This is a genomic window from Acetobacter papayae JCM 25143 (assembly GCF_000613285.1).
In the GTDB taxonomy this organism is placed as follows: Bacteria; Pseudomonadota; Alphaproteobacteria; order Acetobacterales; family Acetobacteraceae; genus Acetobacter; species Acetobacter papayae.
Genome location: NZ_BAIN01000055.1, coordinates 1 through 14,718, shown reverse-complemented (window position 1 = coordinate 14,718; position 14,718 = coordinate 1). Strand labels below are relative to the sequence as shown.

The 14,718-nt window shown below is 62.2% G+C and carries 19 protein-coding genes, 1 tRNA gene and 2 pseudogenes; 6 read left to right on the top strand and 16 right to left on the bottom strand.

The window, feature by feature from the left end; genetic code table 11:
* The 6 genes from JCM25143_RS19130 to JCM25143_RS11630 all read left to right on the top strand — a co-directional run.
* A partial coding sequence (locus JCM25143_RS19130) for a vitamin B12 dependent-methionine synthase activation domain-containing protein (RefSeq protein ID WP_035371186.1) occupies positions 1-749 on the top strand: 749 nt, incomplete at its 5' end.
* A gap of 110 nt (positions 750-859) precedes the next feature.
* Positions 860-1,705 (top strand): aldo/keto reductase, encoded by an 846-nt coding sequence (locus JCM25143_RS11650; RefSeq protein WP_025861294.1) that lies wholly within the window; start codon positions 860-862, stop codon positions 1,703-1,705.
* Positions 1,706-1,865: 160 nt separating this feature from the next.
* A complete protein-coding gene (locus JCM25143_RS11645; protein WP_051543289.1) occupies positions 1,866-2,210 on the top strand; it encodes a phosphoribosyl-ATP pyrophosphatase in 345 nt (114 codons plus the stop codon).
* A 158-nt stretch (positions 2,211-2,368) separates the two neighbouring features.
* Positions 2,369-2,893, top strand: coding sequence for a CvpA family protein (locus JCM25143_RS11640; RefSeq protein WP_025861291.1), 525 nt, complete (start codon positions 2,369-2,371; stop codon positions 2,891-2,893).
* A gap of 47 nt (positions 2,894-2,940) precedes the next feature.
* Positions 2,941-4,488 (top strand): amidophosphoribosyltransferase, encoded by a 1,548-nt coding sequence (gene purF / locus JCM25143_RS11635; protein ID WP_025861289.1) that lies wholly within the window; start codon positions 2,941-2,943, stop codon positions 4,486-4,488.
* Positions 4,489-4,603: 115 nt separating this feature from the next.
* Positions 4,604-4,679, top strand: a tRNA-Thr gene (locus tag JCM25143_RS11630).
* An 86-nt stretch (positions 4,680-4,765) separates the two neighbouring features.
* On the opposite strand, the gene JCM25143_RS24830 is transcribed toward JCM25143_RS11630, so the two are convergent.
* The 16 genes and pseudogenes from JCM25143_RS24830 to JCM25143_RS19105 all read right to left on the bottom strand — a co-directional run.
* Complete coding sequence (locus JCM25143_RS24830; protein ID WP_051543287.1) at positions 4,766-5,041, bottom strand: LysR substrate-binding domain-containing protein; 276 nt, start codon at positions 5,039-5,041, stop codon at positions 4,766-4,768.
* Positions 5,017-5,556, bottom strand: coding sequence for a LysR family transcriptional regulator substrate-binding protein (locus tag JCM25143_RS24825; RefSeq protein ID WP_051543284.1), 540 nt, complete (start codon positions 5,554-5,556; stop codon positions 5,017-5,019). Before JCM25143_RS24825 ends, JCM25143_RS24830 begins: the two co-directional genes overlap by 25 nt.
* Positions 5,547-5,777 carry a helix-turn-helix domain-containing protein gene (locus JCM25143_RS20965; RefSeq protein ID WP_148300122.1) on the bottom strand — a complete coding sequence of 77 codons (231 nt, stop codon included), beginning with the start codon at positions 5,775-5,777 and terminating at the stop codon, positions 5,547-5,549. Before JCM25143_RS20965 ends, JCM25143_RS24825 begins: the two co-directional genes overlap by 10 nt.
* Before the next feature lie 51 nt (positions 5,778-5,828).
* Positions 5,829-6,179, bottom strand: coding sequence for a hypothetical protein (locus JCM25143_RS11620; protein WP_025861287.1), 351 nt, complete (start codon positions 6,177-6,179; stop codon positions 5,829-5,831).
* 72 nt (positions 6,180-6,251) lie between these two features.
* Complete coding sequence (locus JCM25143_RS24120; RefSeq protein WP_267879952.1) at positions 6,252-7,082, bottom strand: isopenicillin N synthase family dioxygenase; 831 nt, start codon at positions 7,080-7,082, stop codon at positions 6,252-6,254.
* Positions 7,027-7,293, bottom strand: a complete 267-nt coding sequence (locus JCM25143_RS24115) for a 2-oxoglutarate and iron-dependent oxygenase domain-containing protein (RefSeq protein WP_267879951.1) — start codon at positions 7,291-7,293, stop codon at positions 7,027-7,029. The genes JCM25143_RS24120 and JCM25143_RS24115 overlap by 56 nt, the downstream gene beginning before the upstream one ends.
* Positions 7,294-7,306: 13 nt before the next feature.
* Positions 7,307-8,215, bottom strand: coding sequence for a hypothetical protein (locus JCM25143_RS20960; RefSeq protein WP_025861286.1), 909 nt, complete (start codon positions 8,213-8,215; stop codon positions 7,307-7,309).
* 132 nt (positions 8,216-8,347) lie between these two features.
* A pseudogene (locus JCM25143_RS19110) lies at positions 8,348-10,061 on the bottom strand (ArnT family glycosyltransferase).
* The gene (locus tag JCM25143_RS11600) at positions 10,055-10,825 is read right to left on the bottom strand and encodes a glycosyltransferase (protein ID WP_025861285.1); all 771 of its coding nucleotides are present in this window, start codon (positions 10,823-10,825) and stop codon (positions 10,055-10,057) included. The pseudogene JCM25143_RS19110 and the gene JCM25143_RS11600 overlap by 7 nt, the downstream one beginning before the upstream one ends.
* A 28-nt stretch (positions 10,826-10,853) precedes the next feature.
* Positions 10,854-11,348, bottom strand: coding sequence for a F0F1 ATP synthase subunit B (gene atpF, locus JCM25143_RS11595; protein ID WP_035371190.1), 495 nt, complete (start codon positions 11,346-11,348; stop codon positions 10,854-10,856).
* Positions 11,349-11,381: 33 nt separating this feature from the next.
* Positions 11,382-11,975, bottom strand: a complete 594-nt coding sequence (locus JCM25143_RS11590) for a F0F1 ATP synthase subunit B family protein (RefSeq protein WP_051543278.1) — start codon at positions 11,973-11,975, stop codon at positions 11,382-11,384.
* Positions 11,976-12,013: 38 nt separating this feature from the next.
* Entirely contained in the window at positions 12,014-12,238 is a 225-nt protein-coding gene (locus JCM25143_RS11585) for an ATP synthase subunit C family protein (protein WP_003624142.1), read from the bottom strand.
* Between the two features lie 55 nt (positions 12,239-12,293).
* On the bottom strand, positions 12,294-13,043 hold the full coding sequence (locus JCM25143_RS11580; RefSeq protein ID WP_025861281.1) for a F0F1 ATP synthase subunit A: 750 nt from the start codon (positions 13,041-13,043) through the stop codon (positions 12,294-12,296).
* A 71-nt stretch (positions 13,044-13,114) separates the two neighbouring features.
* On the bottom strand, positions 13,115-13,423 hold the full coding sequence (locus tag JCM25143_RS11575) for an AtpZ/AtpI family protein (RefSeq protein ID WP_025861280.1): 309 nt from the start codon (positions 13,421-13,423) through the stop codon (positions 13,115-13,117).
* Positions 13,424-13,579: 156 nt separating this feature from the next.
* On the bottom strand, positions 13,580-14,527 hold the full coding sequence (gene ftsY, locus JCM25143_RS11570; protein WP_025861278.1) for a signal recognition particle-docking protein FtsY: 948 nt from the start codon (positions 14,525-14,527) through the stop codon (positions 13,580-13,582).
* Between the two features lies 1 nt (position 14,528).
* Positions 14,529-14,718: pseudogene (locus tag JCM25143_RS19105) on the bottom strand (tRNA (N(6)-L-threonylcarbamoyladenosine(37)-C(2))-methylthiotransferase MtaB); the annotation flags it as partial.

Below are 14,718 nucleotides of genomic sequence, written 5' to 3'. Positions count from 1 at the left end.
CAACGCCCGAGGCGGTTCTGCCTTTCCTGAACGAACGCGCGCTGTACCAGTTCCAGTGGGGCTTTCGTAAACAGGGCCGCTCGCTTGACGATTTCCTGATCTGGGCCCGGCAGGAACTGCGGCCGATCCTGCGCCGCATGCTCGACCTCGCGGCAAAGGACAACATCCTGCGCCCGCAAGCCTGCTACGGCTACTGGAAAGCCGCGGGCGACGGCAACGATCTGGTGCTGTTCGAGGAAGACGGCACCACTGAAGCCGCCCGCTTCAGCCTGCCCCGCCAGCCCCGTGCGGATGGCGAGTGCATTGCCGATTTCGTGCGCGATATTAACGACCCCGTGCGCGATGTCGTAGGCCTTCAGGTTGTCACCGTAGGGCAGAAAGCCTCGGATATTGCCCGCGACTGGTTTGAGGAAAACCGGTATCAGGATTACCTGTACCTGCACGGTCTGTCGGTGGAAATGGCGGAAGCCATGGCCGAATACACGCATAAGCGTATCCGTGCGGAGCTGGGTTTCTCCGCTGAAGACGCGCGTGAGATGGACACCCTGCTGCAACAGGGCTACCGGGGCTCGCGCTATTCCTTCGGCTATCCGGCCTGCCCGCGGCTGGAAGATCAAGCACCCCTGCTGCGCCTGCTGGGTGCCGAGCGTATTGGCGTCTCCCTGACCGATGGTGACCAACTCCACCCCGAGCAGTCCACCTCCGCACTGGTTGTTCTTAACCACCACGCCAAGTATTTTACGGTCTGAACCACCCCCTTTGGGGGGAACACCCGCCATGCCACGGGGGGCAGATTTGCCTTTGGCGGCAAATTTGCCCACCATGCCCCTTCAGCAAACGCCGAGAAGGAGCTGTGGACATGACCACTCCCCCCATCCCGAACGTCGCTCTCAATGACGGCGCTACCATGCCCGCCATTGGATTTGGCACCTATAAACTGAACGGTGCGCAGGGTGTGACCGACATGGTCAGCGCACTGCACACTGGCTATACCCTGCTCGATTCCGCCTTTAATTACGAAAACGAAGGAGCCGTGGGCGCGGCTATCCGCAAAGCGGGCCTGCCGCGTGAGACGCTACGCGTCACGTCCAAGCTGCCAGGGCGGCACCACCATTTCGACGAAGCGATCGCCACCGTCGAGGAATCGCTCTACCGCGCGCAGCTTGACTACTACGACCAGTATCTCATCCACTGGCCCAACCCCAGCAAGGGGCTGTATGTCGAAGCCTGGACCGCACTGGTGGAAGCCCAGAAACGCGGTCTGATCCGCTCGATCGGGGTGTGCAACTTCCTGCCTGAACATCTGGAGGCCATCATCAGCGCCACGGGTGTCACACCTGCGGTCAACCAGATCGAACTGCACCCGTATTTTCCGCAGGATGCCCAGCGCGCCTTCAATGCCAAACATGGCATTGCCACCCAGTCATGGAGTCCGCTGGGCCGCGCCAGCAGCATGCTGCAAGACCCCCTGTTGCAGGAAATCGCCACACGGACCGGCCGCAGCATTGTGCAGGTAATCCTGCGCTGGCACGTGCAGCTTGGCGCGGTGCCGCTGCCCAAGGCGTCCTCCCCTGAGCGGCAGCTTCAGAACCTGTCGGTGTTCGATTTTGAACTGACAGCGGATGACATGGCCAAAATCGCAACACTGGCCCGCCCTGATGGCCGCACCTTCGATCAGGACCCCGCCCGTTACGAAGAGTTCTGATCCACGCGGCATCCGCCGCTGACAGACCCTGCCCGCGCGTTGGTTTTAAACCCCCAAAACCGCGCGCGGGCATAACAGAACGGACAAACCCACAGGAAAGGTGCCACCCCTCTTACTTGGGTGATTGACCCACCCGGTCGATACGACGCATCATGAGATAATGGCACCAACCCAACCCGCGCAGTCCTCCTCCGCCTCTGGCGGCACACCGGCCCCCGCCACCATGCGGGTGTGCCAGAAAGCAGGACTGCACGCCACGAACTGCACGGCGGCCTTTATCGCAGGGCGACGGCAGGACATTATCCGCGAAAGTGCCCAGTTCCTGCTCGCACTCGAAGAGATCTGGCGCGCACAGGACATGCCCCCCGCCGAAGTCTGGACCGAACTGCTGCGCAGGCTGGAAGTATCCGAGCTGCTGCACCGGCTCAACCAGCCCCCACACCGCCGCAAGGCCGTCGGACGGCGCGCGCGGGCATGGCGCATCACCACCAGCAAGCTGCCCTGAGCCACGCGCAGCCCCCCTGACTATGCCTTGGGCCATGCCTAGGGCCTGAACCCTTACAGCCCGGCTACATCACACAAGGCTGGCGGCAGGCCTGCCCGCTTGACAGGCTCCCTGCGGCCCGCCACCAGAGTATCCATCATCCAGAACACGGTAGTCCCATGGCGGCCATAGACGGCATCGCGCTTGCACTCATCACCCTGTCGGTCCTGCATGGCCTGTGGCGCGGGCTGACGCGGGCGGCACTAGGCATAGTGGTGTGGACACTCGCGGGGCTTGCGGCCCTCAGGTTCAACCCGTCCCTGACGCAGTGGGCGCAAACATACATTACCTCCCCCACTGGAGCGCGGGCGGCGGCATTTCTGGGTGTGCTGCTGGTTGCGGCCCTTGCGGGGGGGCTGCTCTCCGCACGCATCGTTCAGGTGGTGCGCGCCACCCCGCTTGATGGCCCTGACCGGCTGCTGGGCGGCGTGTTCGGCCTTGCGCGCGGCGGGCTGATTGTTGTGATCGGCTACATGCTGGCACACTGGCTATTACAGCCGCAGGACATGCGGGCACTGGAAAAAGGCAGCAGGCTCACCCCATATATACAGGCAGCCGCTCATAGCCTTCAAACCTATATGGCCGATTTCAGCGCAAAAGGGGTTGCGCCTTCGCCATCAACAGGTCATGACGCGAGCTTGTAATCCCCTACCGGCTCCTGCCAGCCCATTGCGGAGGCCCTGCGCGTTCCATGCCCGTCCGTTCCAGCCTGTCTGATCCTTCCTGCGCCACCCTGCCAGAACCCGGCCCCGCCCGGCCCGTACTGCCCTCAGACCCGAGCACCTCCGCCTGTGGCCTGGAAGACGACCACCTGCATGAAGAATGCGCGGTCTTTGGCATATGGAACGCCCGTGACGCCGCCCCGCTAACCACCCTTGGCCTGCATGCGCTCCAGCATCGCGGGCAGGAAGCAGCGGGCATTGTCTCCTTCGATGCCGCCACCGAGCGCTTTCACTCGCATCGCGGGCTGGGCCTCGTGGGCGATGTCTTTGAAGACTCGCGCGTTCTGGCCACGCTGGAAGGCACGCGCGCCATTGGCCACAACCGCTACGCCACATCCGGTGCCACGCTGCTGCGCAACGTGCAGCCCCTGTTTGCCGAATTCGCCTTTGGCGGGCTGGCGGTGGCCCATAACGGCAACCTGACCAACGCCAACATGCTGCGCCGCGAGCTGATCCGCCGGGGCTGCCTGTTCCAGTCCACCACGGATTCGGAAGTGTTCGTGCATCTGATCGCCATTTCGCTGTACGCCACGGTGGAAGACAGGCTGATTGATGCGCTCAAGCGGGTTGAAGGCGCTTATTCGCTGGTCGTGCTGTCTCAGGACGCGCTGATCGGCGTGCGCGACCCCATGGGCGTGCGCCCGCTCGTACTGGGCCGCATGCCCAAGGACGACACCGGCAATAGCGGCGCATGGGTTCTGGCCTCCGAAACCTGCGGTCTGGACATTATCGGCGCGGAATTCGTGCGCGATGTGGAACCGGGCGAGCTGGTGATCATCGACGATTCCGGCATCCGCTCACTCCGCCCCTTCGGGCAGACGCAGCCGCATTTCTGCGTGTTTGAATACATCTATTTCGCCCGCCCCGATTCCGTGCTCGAAGGCCTGCCGGTTTATGGCGTGCGCAAGCAGATCGGCCGCGAACTCGCGCATGAAAGCGGTGTAGAAGCCGATGTGGTGGTGCCGGTGCCCGATTCCGGCGTGCCATCGGCCATCGGCTATGCGGAGGCCAGCGGCATTCCGTTCGAGCTGGGTATTATCCGCAATCACTACGTAGGCCGCACCTTTATCGAACCCACGGATCAGGTTCGGCATCTGGGCGTTAAAATGAAGCATTCGCCCAACCGGCAGATGCTCGACGGCAAGCGCGTAATACTGGTGGACGATTCCATCGTGCGCGGCACAACCTCACGCAAGATCGTGGATATGGTGCGCGCCGCCGGGGCCAGCGAAGTGCATATGCGCATTTCCTCCCCGCCCACCAAGCATTCGTGCTTCTACGGGATCGACACGCCTGAGCGCAGCAAGCTGCTGGCCGCCCAGCATGACCTGAAAACCATGGCCGAGCTGATCGGGGTGGACAGTCTGGCCTTTATCTCGCTGGATGGTCTGTACCGCGCCATGGGCCATGAAAGCCGCACCGCTAGCCCCAACCGCTATTGCGATGCCTGCTTTACCGGTGACTACCCCATTCCGCTGACCGATAACGACGCCGAAAACGGCCCCGGTAGCGCCTGAAGTCCAACCCTGTGGCGGCAAAGGCAAGCCCCTGCCGCCACAGGACATTTTTTCTCCGATTTGCGGTTGCGCCCGTTGGGCCTGCGTGATAGTCACCGCTTCGGAAATATTCCAAGCCCGCTTAGCTCAGTTGGTAGAGCACGTCATTCGTAATGATGGGGCCGGTGGTTCGAATCCGCCAGCGGGCACCATTTTCCTTTCCTGACATCGTACTTGATACAAAGCGCCCCCCACGCTCATGGTGCATGTGTTGCTTTGTGCACAGACACAGCCCGTGTCAGGCCAGCCGCATGTCCTCCCCATCCAGCAAAGAACGCTCCGCCATGCGCGAGACAATGCTGCGCGTCATGAGCGAAGCCGCCGTGCCTTCTGGCGTGTCCGTGCGGGTAATCATGTAAATGGGATAGCGGGGCAGCAGGTCATCGGGCAGCAGGGGCACCAGCCTGCCTGCCGCCTCATCCGGGCGGGCAAAATCAATGGGCAGAAAGCCGATACCCACCCCCAGCAGCACGAGGCGTCTGGCCTCGCTCAATGTATCCACCTGCCCGGACACACTCTCGCCCAGCCCGTAACGGCGCGCAGGTCCCGCAGTTCGCGCGGTTCATCCCCACCTGTCAGAATAAAGCTCTCGCCGGTAAAGTAGCGGGGGGCAAAGCGCTTTTCCTCCCCGGCCACACCAAGCTCGGCCGCCGCCAGCCGCGCCAGCAGGGGGGCCTTGTCCACACAGTAAAGCTGCTGGGCTTCCTGCCCTATGGTGACATAGCGCAGGCTCTGACGCCGGATATCGTCGCAGGTAATACCAATATCTGCGTCGCCCCGCTCCACGGCCTCTATGGTCTGCCGCCAGGGCGCAATATCGATATGCAGGGAAACTGCCGGATAGGCGCTGTTGAACTGCATGATAGCCTCATCCACCGCGGGCACCGCCACATCGGGAATCATGCACAGCCGCAGCGTACCTTCCACCCGCCCGGCAGCGGCAGCAGCGTGGAGCGGCATGGCCATGACACTGCCTGCCATATCCCGGCACAGCGCCAGCACGGCGACCCCCATGGGGGTCAGCACCACGCCGCGGCTTGAGCGGTCGCAGAGCGTATGGCCACATGGGCCTCAAACCGGCGCAGGGCGGCACTCAGGCTGGGTTGCCGCCGCCCGGTGGCACGGGCCGCGGCCCCTACCCCGCCATAACGGGCAATGGCCAGAAAATCGCGGCACAGGTTCCAGTCCACCTTGCGCACAAAGGCCTGAAGGCTCTGGTCGGTCCATTCAGGAGCAGTCTCTTTTTTCATGAACTGCCTCCCCCCATGCGTGTCCACGTCTCTGGCTTCCGCCGTGCGGTGCTACTCCTTTAAAGCGGACAGCAAGCCGCTATCGAGATATTTGGACACAGGCTGGGCCGTTTTGTAAACGCCTTCCCTGACATTGGACGCATCCGCCAGCCGCGTTGATTCATACAAAGACATGATATTGTGTGAATCCACAAAGCTCCGGCGGTTGTCTGCGAGCGTCATAAGCCGTGTGCCATCCAGAAGCTTTCTGTAAGTCGCGACATCAACCCCCATCCGCGCCGACATAATCCGCAGCGTATCGTCCTGCGTTGCGGGGTCTTTGATGTAATGGACGACACGCTCCCATATCCGCATGATACCGAGCCATTCCGCCCCGTGGGCCGCGAGACTTTCCGGCCCCACGGCAATGACATCGCACAGCAGTCCGGGAGCCTCGCGCGCGGTAAAGACAGACCGGGCCCGGCGGTTTAACCCTCAGCCCTGCACGGCGCTGCCCCCGCGCCCGTGGCGCGCTTCCTGCCCGAAGACCGATAGGCCGACATGGCTTTCAGGCAGGCTTATCCGGCCTTCCGCCACGCGCTGTTTGAGATAGGTGAATGTCTGCATCGTCTGGGCGGCAAGGTGCTCGCCCGCGATCAGGCTCTGGGCAGGCAGGCCATCCGCCACCGGCACCACGGGCTGAACGCGCACATGATAATCCAGAGAAAAGAACAGCGGAAAAGAGTAGCGTTCCTCTGCCACTTTACGCACCCGGTGCGATGTGGCGACAAAGCTCCCCCCGCTCAGCAGTTCCAGCATGTCGCCGGTATTCACCACAAAGGCGTTTTCAACCGGGGGGGCATCCACCCATTCGCCTTTCTGGTTCATGACCTCCAACCCCGGCGCGGTAGAGCGCAGCAGGGTAAAGCACTCGTAATCGGTATGCGCGCCAATACCTGCCACATCATGGGCATCGGGGTCGAACGGGTAATGAATGAGCCTGAGCTGGCTGGGCGGGCGGGTCAGGCTGGATTCAAAAGCGTTTTCCTCCAGCCCCAAAGCAAGGGCAAATGCCCCCATGAGCCTGCACCCGATCTGGAAGGCCGCATCGTAATACTGGTTTACCACCTGCTTGAACGTGGCATCATCCGGCCATTGATTAGGCCCCAGCAGGAGGTTGCCCGCAAGATATTCCGGGTCGGTGGCTGGCAGATCACGCGAGAGGTCGTAGGCTTCCTTGAGGTCCTTGCTGCCCGCGCTGAACACTTCCTCACCCTGTGGCACGTAACCACGATGGTTTGTGGAATTGCCGATATAGACCTTCATTTTTTTCGTCCAGCGGTTGGGCGAAAAACCGTTTTGTCTGTTCCAGCAAGGCCTCGAACACGGCAGGGTCAAGCCCGTGCCCTGTCACATGCATGAAGCCCACATCCTGTGCGGCGGTAGCCAGAGCCGCCACCACTGCGGCTTTCTCTTCCGCCGTGCCAAAAAGACCCGCGATATCGACAACGGGAATGGAGGTGAAATCCGTGTTCATGAACGCAGTCCTTCTATTTTCCGTCATGCCTTGGGCAGATCAGGCGGCGTGTGAGAGTGGGGGCTGTCTGTCCCACAGCAAGGTGCAGGGCTGGCCATCGGCTTCCTGCCCCGGCGTGGCCAGCGCGCCATCGGCCATGGCCGACAGGTGAAAGGGGCTCCCCACCCGCCAGCAGGGTCGAGCGCATGATAACCGGCAGCCCGTCAGGCCCCTGCACATGCCCAAAGGAGATTTCGCACGCCACAAGTGCGCGCGCCGCCTGTAGCGTATCCGCGCGCTCCACGGCTTCGGCCAGAGTATTGGCCTGTGCGGGCGTGACTAAAGGCGATGTCGCCTGCGCGAACATGAAATACGGCCCCACGCGCAGAGCCATGGCGCTGCCTCCTGCCCCACGCGCACGCAGGCGTAGCAGAATCCCTTCCGCCGCCTGCCAACCACCCGGCTGTGCTTCATCCACCGGGGCGGGTAGCTCTGTTGCGCGGTGCCAGTGCTCCACATAAGGCTGATGCCGCCCTGTTTCCACCAGCATCGTATCCTGCCACGCCAGAAAACCGGAATCCGGCGTAAGCTCGGCAGGCTGGTAATCCAGCTCACGCTCCCAGACAAACGCCGTTCCATCTTCCAGCAATGTGCCGGCAAACCCCTGCTGGGCCGCCAGTGCCCGGCAGTCATCCCATGTCAGATCATTCAGACAGCGCACGGAGGCAAAATCGGGCAGGTCGGCAGGCTGGCGCAGGTCGATATACCCGGCCTTGCCCTGCAACCACACAACCTGTGTTGTCGTATCCTGTCGCCCGTCAGGCCAGGCGATCAGCGAGCGGGTCCATAACCCCTGCAGGTCGGCCAGACCGGGTGTTACCTGCCCGCAAGGCGTCTGCCCTGTGGGTAAAGACACGCTAGCGGCGGATGCAAAACCTGTCATGTCTCTGACTTTCCATTCGTCCTGTTACAGAACGAACTGTCTCACAGACCATAACGGATACGGAACGTCCAAAAAAGCGATGCAGAGCATAGATACAATCTATGGGTGCCCGCATAATGGCGACTGATGGGTTTAGTGCGCCTCGTCCTGCGCTGCTGGCACAGGCGGTGTCTCGGGGGCGAGCGTATACAGGCTGATATCCAGCGTGCGCCCGTTGGAGTAATTCATGCCCTGCACCTGCCCATGGGCACGCAACCGGCTCTGCTGCCCACCCAGCGCATCGAGAAAGCGGGAACGATCGCGCGTGGCCAGCAGCACCGCTGTGCAAGCCGGATGGGCCAACAGGCCTTGCGCCGCCTCAGCGGGGGGAGACAGCACCACCTGCCCACCAAGCAGAAAAACCAGACTGGGCTCGGAAAAGGACACCGAATACACCCGCGTAACCGGGCAGGGTTTTTCCTGCTCCACAAGATCCGCCAGACGCGGCGCCAGCCAGATCGTGTTGAGCTGCGGCACAACAAACGTAAACAGTTCGGCATAGAGCAGGGCCGCAGCCACCAGCGCGCATAACAGGGCGCGTTGCAGCTCCAGCCGCCAGATCAGCACCATGGACAGGCCAATCAGCGGTAAGGCACCACCTGCCAGCACCAGTGCCTGTGGCGAAACCGTGTGCTCCAGCCGGTACAGCAGCACTGGCCCGGCCAGCGCCAGCAGGCACCCGACCAGACACCACGCAACACTATACCCGCCCAGCAGCACACGGCCCCAGCGACTTTGCGGGCCGTTGCGCCATGTCGCCCCGCCACGCCCCAGCAGCCCCGCCACCAGAATGGCTATGGCCGGATAGGTCGGCAGGACATAATGCGGCAACTTGGTGGCAATAGCTTCAAACACCAGCCAGTGCGGCACAATCCAGCACAGCAGGTAGCGCACAGCCGGTGTCGCACGCTGCCGCCAAGCTTGGGGTGCCACCGCCGCCGCAAAATACGAACCCGGCCAGAAGGCCAGCACAAACACCAGCAGGTGATAACCCGGCGGCAGACCATGGGCTTCCTGCCCGGAGGCAACCTTACCCAGAAAATTACGCCCTACCGCCCGGCGGAAAAATTCGCCATGGCTGACAAGGCCTATCGCAATACACCACGCAGCGCCACGGCCACAGCCACAAGCCAGCCCCAGCCGGGCCGCATCCTGCGCCAGAGATCCGCCCGCCGCTCCACCAACGCCAGAGCCAGCGGCGTGCCAAGCGCTGGCACCAGCACCACCGGCCCCTTGAGCATAAGCCGCAGCCTATGGCCCCCCAGTACAGCAGCGCCACACGCAGCGGGGTCGGGCGTTCAGCCTCACGGTCTTTCAGGGCGCGGGTCAGGGCAAGCTGGACCAGCAGGATTGTCAGCAGCAGGCACGAATCAATGGTGGCCATCCGGCCTTCGGCCATGCACAGCACGCTGGCCAGCAGGATAAGCCCTGCCCATAGCCCCGCCTGTTCGCCAAACAGCGCACCACCAATAACGGCTGTCAGCACCACGGATGCCGTCATGGCCAGCAGGGACGGAATACGGTACGGCCACACCGCCCGCTCCTGCGAGGTGCCGGTTACGGCCGAGGCCAGCGCGGTAGAAGCAGATTCAAGCCAGTAAATACCCGCAGGCTGAAGATAGCGCGGTGCATCCTGAAAGCGCACATCTATGAAATTATGCGTCCGCAGCATCTGCGCTGTGGCTTCCATATACCGTGGCTCATCACGGTCAAACGGCGGAATGGAAGCCCGGCCGAACAGCAGCATGACAAAAGCTGCAAGTCCGAGAAAACTCAGCCGGAACAGGCGCGGGTGTTTTTTCAGCATTCCCGAACCGAAGCGGGCAGGCGCGTGCGATTACGCAGCCACATAACCCCCAGCAGATCGCGCACACCAACAACCGCGCGGTTGAAATTGGTGTATTTGGACTGCCCATGCAGTCGTGGCCGGTGCGAAACCGGGTGGCACACCAGCGGCACACCATAGGAGCCCAGCAGAGCGGGCAGAAAACGGTGCAGGCCTTCAAACTGAGGCAGAGCCAGAAAATCGACGCGGCGGAAAATCTTGATTGGCGCACCCGTATCCGGGCAGTGATCCTGTAACAGACGCTGGCGCAGCCCGTTGGCCAGACGGGTCGCTACCCGGCGCGACCAGCCATCCTTGCGGCGGGTACGCACACCTACCACCAGCGGGGGTGCCCCGTTGGCCGTGCGGGCGAGTGTCAACAGGGGAGCCAGTTCACGCGGGTCGTCCTGTCCATCACCATCGATGGTGGCAATCCACACACCCTGCGCCGCCGTAATGCCGGTACGCAGCGCGGCTGATTTGCCGCAGCGCCTGTCATGCTGCAACACGCGCAGGTTCAGAACCCCTTCGGCCCGAATGCGCTGCAGCACGGCCACGGTTGAATCCGTGCTACCGTCATCAACAAAAACAATTTCGGCAGAAGGGAGAACCGCACAGGCCTCGGCCAGTTCACGGCAAACCTGCGGCAGATTATCCTGCTCGTTCAGAACGGCAATGACGATACTCAGCACAGGCCGAGTATCGTCATGAGAAAGCAAAGATGCTGTCTGTTCTACCTGCGTCATGCTCAGGCAGGCCTTGTGGCGCGCGCTATCAGGCCGCGTGCGCCGCCAGCGCCTTGGGCAGATTGGCCAGAGCCTGATCCACCAGAGCGGAGGCAGAATTGGTGTCGAGTGTCTGCGGAATGACATCCTGAGCGGCGTCAACTGCGACATCGATAGCAAGCTGGCGCACTTCCTTGAGGGCTGCGCGTTCGACAGCCGCAATCCGGTCACGCGCCATCTGCTCGTGGCGCTTCACGGCGTCCTCGGCTTCCTGACGGGCTTTCAGGGCGATGTCCTGTGCCTGCTTGCGGGACTGCTCGATCAGGCTACGGGCTTCGGCCAGAGCATGTTCACGCTCACGCGTGGCGTCCTCCAGCATCTGCTCGGCTTCACGGCGCAGATCGGCTGCTTCGTCCAGTTCCTTGCGGATACGATCCGCGCGGTTGTCCAGAATGGCTGCCAGCGGCGTCCAGATCTTCTTGCCAACCAGCACGAAGAACAGAACGAACGAAACCGCGACCCAGAAACCCGCTTCGTGAAAAATGCCGGACATGACGTAAATTCTCCCCGAACCGGATCAGACGGCGCGGCGCGCTGAGGCGCCTTCAACCTTTTGGGCCACAAGCTGGGCATCAGGGGCGAGACCGGTCAGGCGCTGCACGAGAGCCTGCGTGGTGTCGAGCGCAATATCCCTGAGGGCACCCAGCGCGCGGGCTTTTTCAGCCGCGATACGCTCTTCGGCGTCCGCGATTTCCTTGTCCAGACGGGCATTGATATCCTGCATCTGCTTTTCAGCGGCCTGACGTTCTTCGTCGAGCGCTTTCTGCAGGTTGGCCTGAGCCTCCGACATGGCATCCTTGCGGGCCTGCTGGAGTTCGGCCACTGCCCTGTCCGCATCGTGCTTGGCGGCGCGGGCGACTTCGAGATCACTCGAAATGCGATGCGCGCGGTCTTCCAGCACACGGGACACACGCGGCAGCATGGCGCGTGAAAGGACAAGATAGAATACGAGAAAAATCACCGCACCCCACATGACCTGACCGGTCACGAGGGGGTTGGCGAAATCAAGCTGAGGCATTCCCGAGGCGTATGCACCAGGTGCGGTGGCGGCCAGCAGGGAAACACCGCAAGCCGACATAAGCAGTCCAGCGCGAACTGTCTTCGTCATCATACGCACGGAAATGTCTCCTCCCTAAGTTCTGATCTGTCTCAGACGAAGAGGATCAGGAACGCGATAAGCAGCGCGAACAGGGCGATAGCTTCTGTCAGCGCGAAGCCGAGCATGCCCAGGCCGAACACATGCGGGCGCGAAGCGGGGTTGCGCGCGATGCTGCTGACCAGCGTTGAAAAGATGTTGCCGAGGCCGATACCAACGCCGGCGAGGGCGATCACGGCGATACCTGCACCGATTTCCCGGGCTGCAGCGATGTCCATATCAGTCACTTCCTTGTTGCAAGACAGTTTGAAAAGAAACGGGCAAAGCAGCTCCTCAGTGAGCCACGGCCTCCCGCAGGTAGATGCACGTCAGGATGGCAAACACGTAGGCCTGCAACACACCAACAAGCAACTCAAGAGCCATAAGCGCCACGTTAATGGCGATAGGCCCAATCGCGAACACGTCACCCACCACGCCAAAGCTGGCGAGCATGATAACGAAGCTTGCGAAAATATCGAACATGACATGCCCCGCCACCATGTTGGCGAACAGTCGGATGGACAGGCTCACCGGACGGGACAGAAAGGACAGGATTTCAATCGGAATCAGCAGCGGCGCAAGGAAGGGGCTGGCACCATCGGGCATGAAATGCGCGAAGAAACGCAGACCCTGCGACTTGAGCGACACCACCACGCTCAGCACGAACACCATCAGCGCCAGAGCGAAGGTAACCGCAATATGGCTGGTGAAGGTGAAGGAGAAAGGCAGAAGGCCGATATAGTTACCCGCCAGGATGAAGAAGAACAGCGTAAACACGAAGGGGAAGAAAGCTGCCCCTTCAGCGCCGATCGTATCGACCGCCATGGTATGGATAAACTCGTAGCACACTTCCGCCGCTGCCTGCAGGCGACCGGGCACCACGGCAGCAGGACGCATACCCAGATACAGGAAAGCCAGCACAAGGCAGACAGCCACCACCATGTATACAGGAGACTGGCTCAGACGCAGCGCATCGCCCAGACCCCCGAGAATGGGATGAAGCTCAAACTGCTCAAGTACGTTGATGCTGGAACCGCCCGCCACAACCGCTCTCCCAAACCCGGCCCCGAATCGCCTGCGCCCGCGCGCATGGCCGATACCGGGCCTTCAGCTTCCTATGTTCTGTCCATCGGCTTAACGAGCCGCCAGACATTGAGTACGCCCGCACCACCACCGAGCAACGCGAAGAGAACCAGAAAAAGTGCCCGCGTACCAAGCCAGCGATCCAGCCCCCACCCGATAGCAACACCCACGACCAGAGCCGAGAGCATTTCGGTGCCAGCCCGCAGGGCCAGCGAGGACAGGGCCTTGTCTGCCCCTTCAAGGGCAACCTGATCCGCTGTTTTTTCCTCTACCACCATACCGTTGCGGCGCTCTGCCGCATTCAGTCTGCTGGAAAAGGAATCGTCTTTTTTCCCATTCATTCTCCGCACCTCCCGAAGGTGCAGGCGCTTGCTAACGGGGCAGGCATATCCTGTCAAGAAAGCATGACAGACCAGAACGCCAAAATATTGCCTTATCCCCAGCTACGCCGCATTCCGCGTCATTTCCGCCACGCACGCACCATGCGGCGTGATCGCTTATTCTCCCGCGTTTTCGGCTGGAGCAGGCAGAACGCCCACCAGACCGCGCGCATAATCCGCCGCCTCGAACGGGCGCAGATCCTCCGCCTGCTCGCCCACACCCACGGCATGAACCGGCAGGCCAAACGTATCGGCCAGCGCCACGACAATACCTCCGCGCGCCGAGCCGTCGAGCTTGGTCACCACAAGCCCGGTTACATTCACAAGTTCGCGAAACACCCGCACCTGCTCCACCGCGTTCTGCCCGGTGGTGGCATCCAGCACCAGCAGCACGGAATGGGGGGCCGTTTCATCGAACTTACGCATGACGCGGATGATCTTGGCCAGTTCCTCCATCAGCGCGCTTTTATTGTGCAGCCGCCCCGCCGTATCGACAAACAGCAGGTCCGCCCCTTCGGTTGTGGCGCGTTGCAGCCCCTCGAACGCCAGCCCGGCCGCATCGGCTCCCGGTGGCCCGGCCATAACGGGGCAGCCCGTACGCTGGCCCCAGACCTGCAACTGCTCCACCGCCGCGGCGCGGAACGTATCGCCCGCCACCAGCATGACCTTGCGGCCCTTATCAGTGAAAAAACGTGCCATCTTGCCAATGGTTGTGGTTTTACCCACACCATTCACCCCCACCACCAGCACCACATGCGGCCGGTGCGCAGGATCGGGTTCGAACGGTTTGGCCACGGGCTCGAGAATTCGGGCGATTTCATCGGCCAGTGTGGTGCGGATTTCCTCATCCGTCACTTCCGCGCCAAAGCGGCTGGCGCGGAAGGATTCAATCACCCGCTCCGCCACCGCCGGGCCCAGATCAGCCGTAATCAGCAGGTCTTCCAGGTCTTCCAGCGCCGCGTCATCGAGCTTGCGGCGCGTGAACAGCCCGCTCAGCCCATCGCCCAGCTTCTGGGTAGAGCGCGAGAGCCCCTGCTTGAGACGAGAGAAAAAACCAAGCGCCATCTCAGATCCTTTCGGCCACCAGCCCCACGCCGTCCACCGCCACGGGCATGAGGGTCACAATCTCTCCCACCTCGGCCTCGCCATGGGCAAGCCGCACGGGCGCGAACTGCTCGCTATGCCCGGTGGTGGGGGTTTCCATCAGCACACGCAGGGGCTGGCCCAGCAGCCCGGCATGATAGCGGGCAGCAGCC

Coding starts and splice junctions, on each gene's coding strand:
- JCM25143_RS20960 (WP_025861286.1), bottom strand. CDS start 8,215: ATGACAGGTTTTGCATCCGCCGCTAGCGTGTCTTTACCCACAGGGCAG.
- JCM25143_RS24115 (WP_267879951.1), bottom strand. CDS start 7,293: ATGAACACGGATTTCACCTCCATTCCCGTTGTCGATATCGCGGGTCTT.
- JCM25143_RS11600 (WP_025861285.1), bottom strand. CDS start 10,825: ATGACGCAGGTAGAACAGACAGCATCTTTGCTTTCTCATGACGATACT.
- JCM25143_RS11590 (WP_051543278.1), bottom strand. CDS start 11,975: ATGATGACGAAGACAGTTCGCGCTGGACTGCTTATGTCGGCTTGCGGT.
- JCM25143_RS24120 (WP_267879952.1), bottom strand. CDS start 7,082: ATGAAGGTCTATATCGGCAATTCCACAAACCATCGTGGTTACGTGCCA.
- JCM25143_RS11645 (WP_051543289.1), top strand. CDS start 1,866: ATGGCACCAACCCAACCCGCGCAGTCCTCCTCCGCCTCTGGCGGCACA.
- JCM25143_RS11650 (WP_025861294.1), top strand. CDS start 860: ATGACCACTCCCCCCATCCCGAACGTCGCTCTCAATGACGGCGCTACC.
- JCM25143_RS11575 (WP_025861280.1), bottom strand. CDS start 13,423: ATGAATGGGAAAAAAGACGATTCCTTTTCCAGCAGACTGAATGCGGCA.
- JCM25143_RS11640 (WP_025861291.1), top strand. CDS start 2,369: ATGGCGGCCATAGACGGCATCGCGCTTGCACTCATCACCCTGTCGGTC.
- JCM25143_RS11585 (WP_003624142.1), bottom strand. CDS start 12,238: ATGGACATCGCTGCAGCCCGGGAAATCGGTGCAGGTATCGCCGTGATC.
- ftsY (WP_025861278.1), bottom strand. CDS start 14,527: ATGGCGCTTGGTTTTTTCTCTCGTCTCAAGCAGGGGCTCTCGCGCTCT.
- purF (WP_025861289.1), top strand. CDS start 2,941: ATGCCCGTCCGTTCCAGCCTGTCTGATCCTTCCTGCGCCACCCTGCCA.
- JCM25143_RS20965 (WP_148300122.1), bottom strand. CDS start 5,777: ATGAAAAAAGAGACTGCTCCTGAATGGACCGACCAGAGCCTTCAGGCC.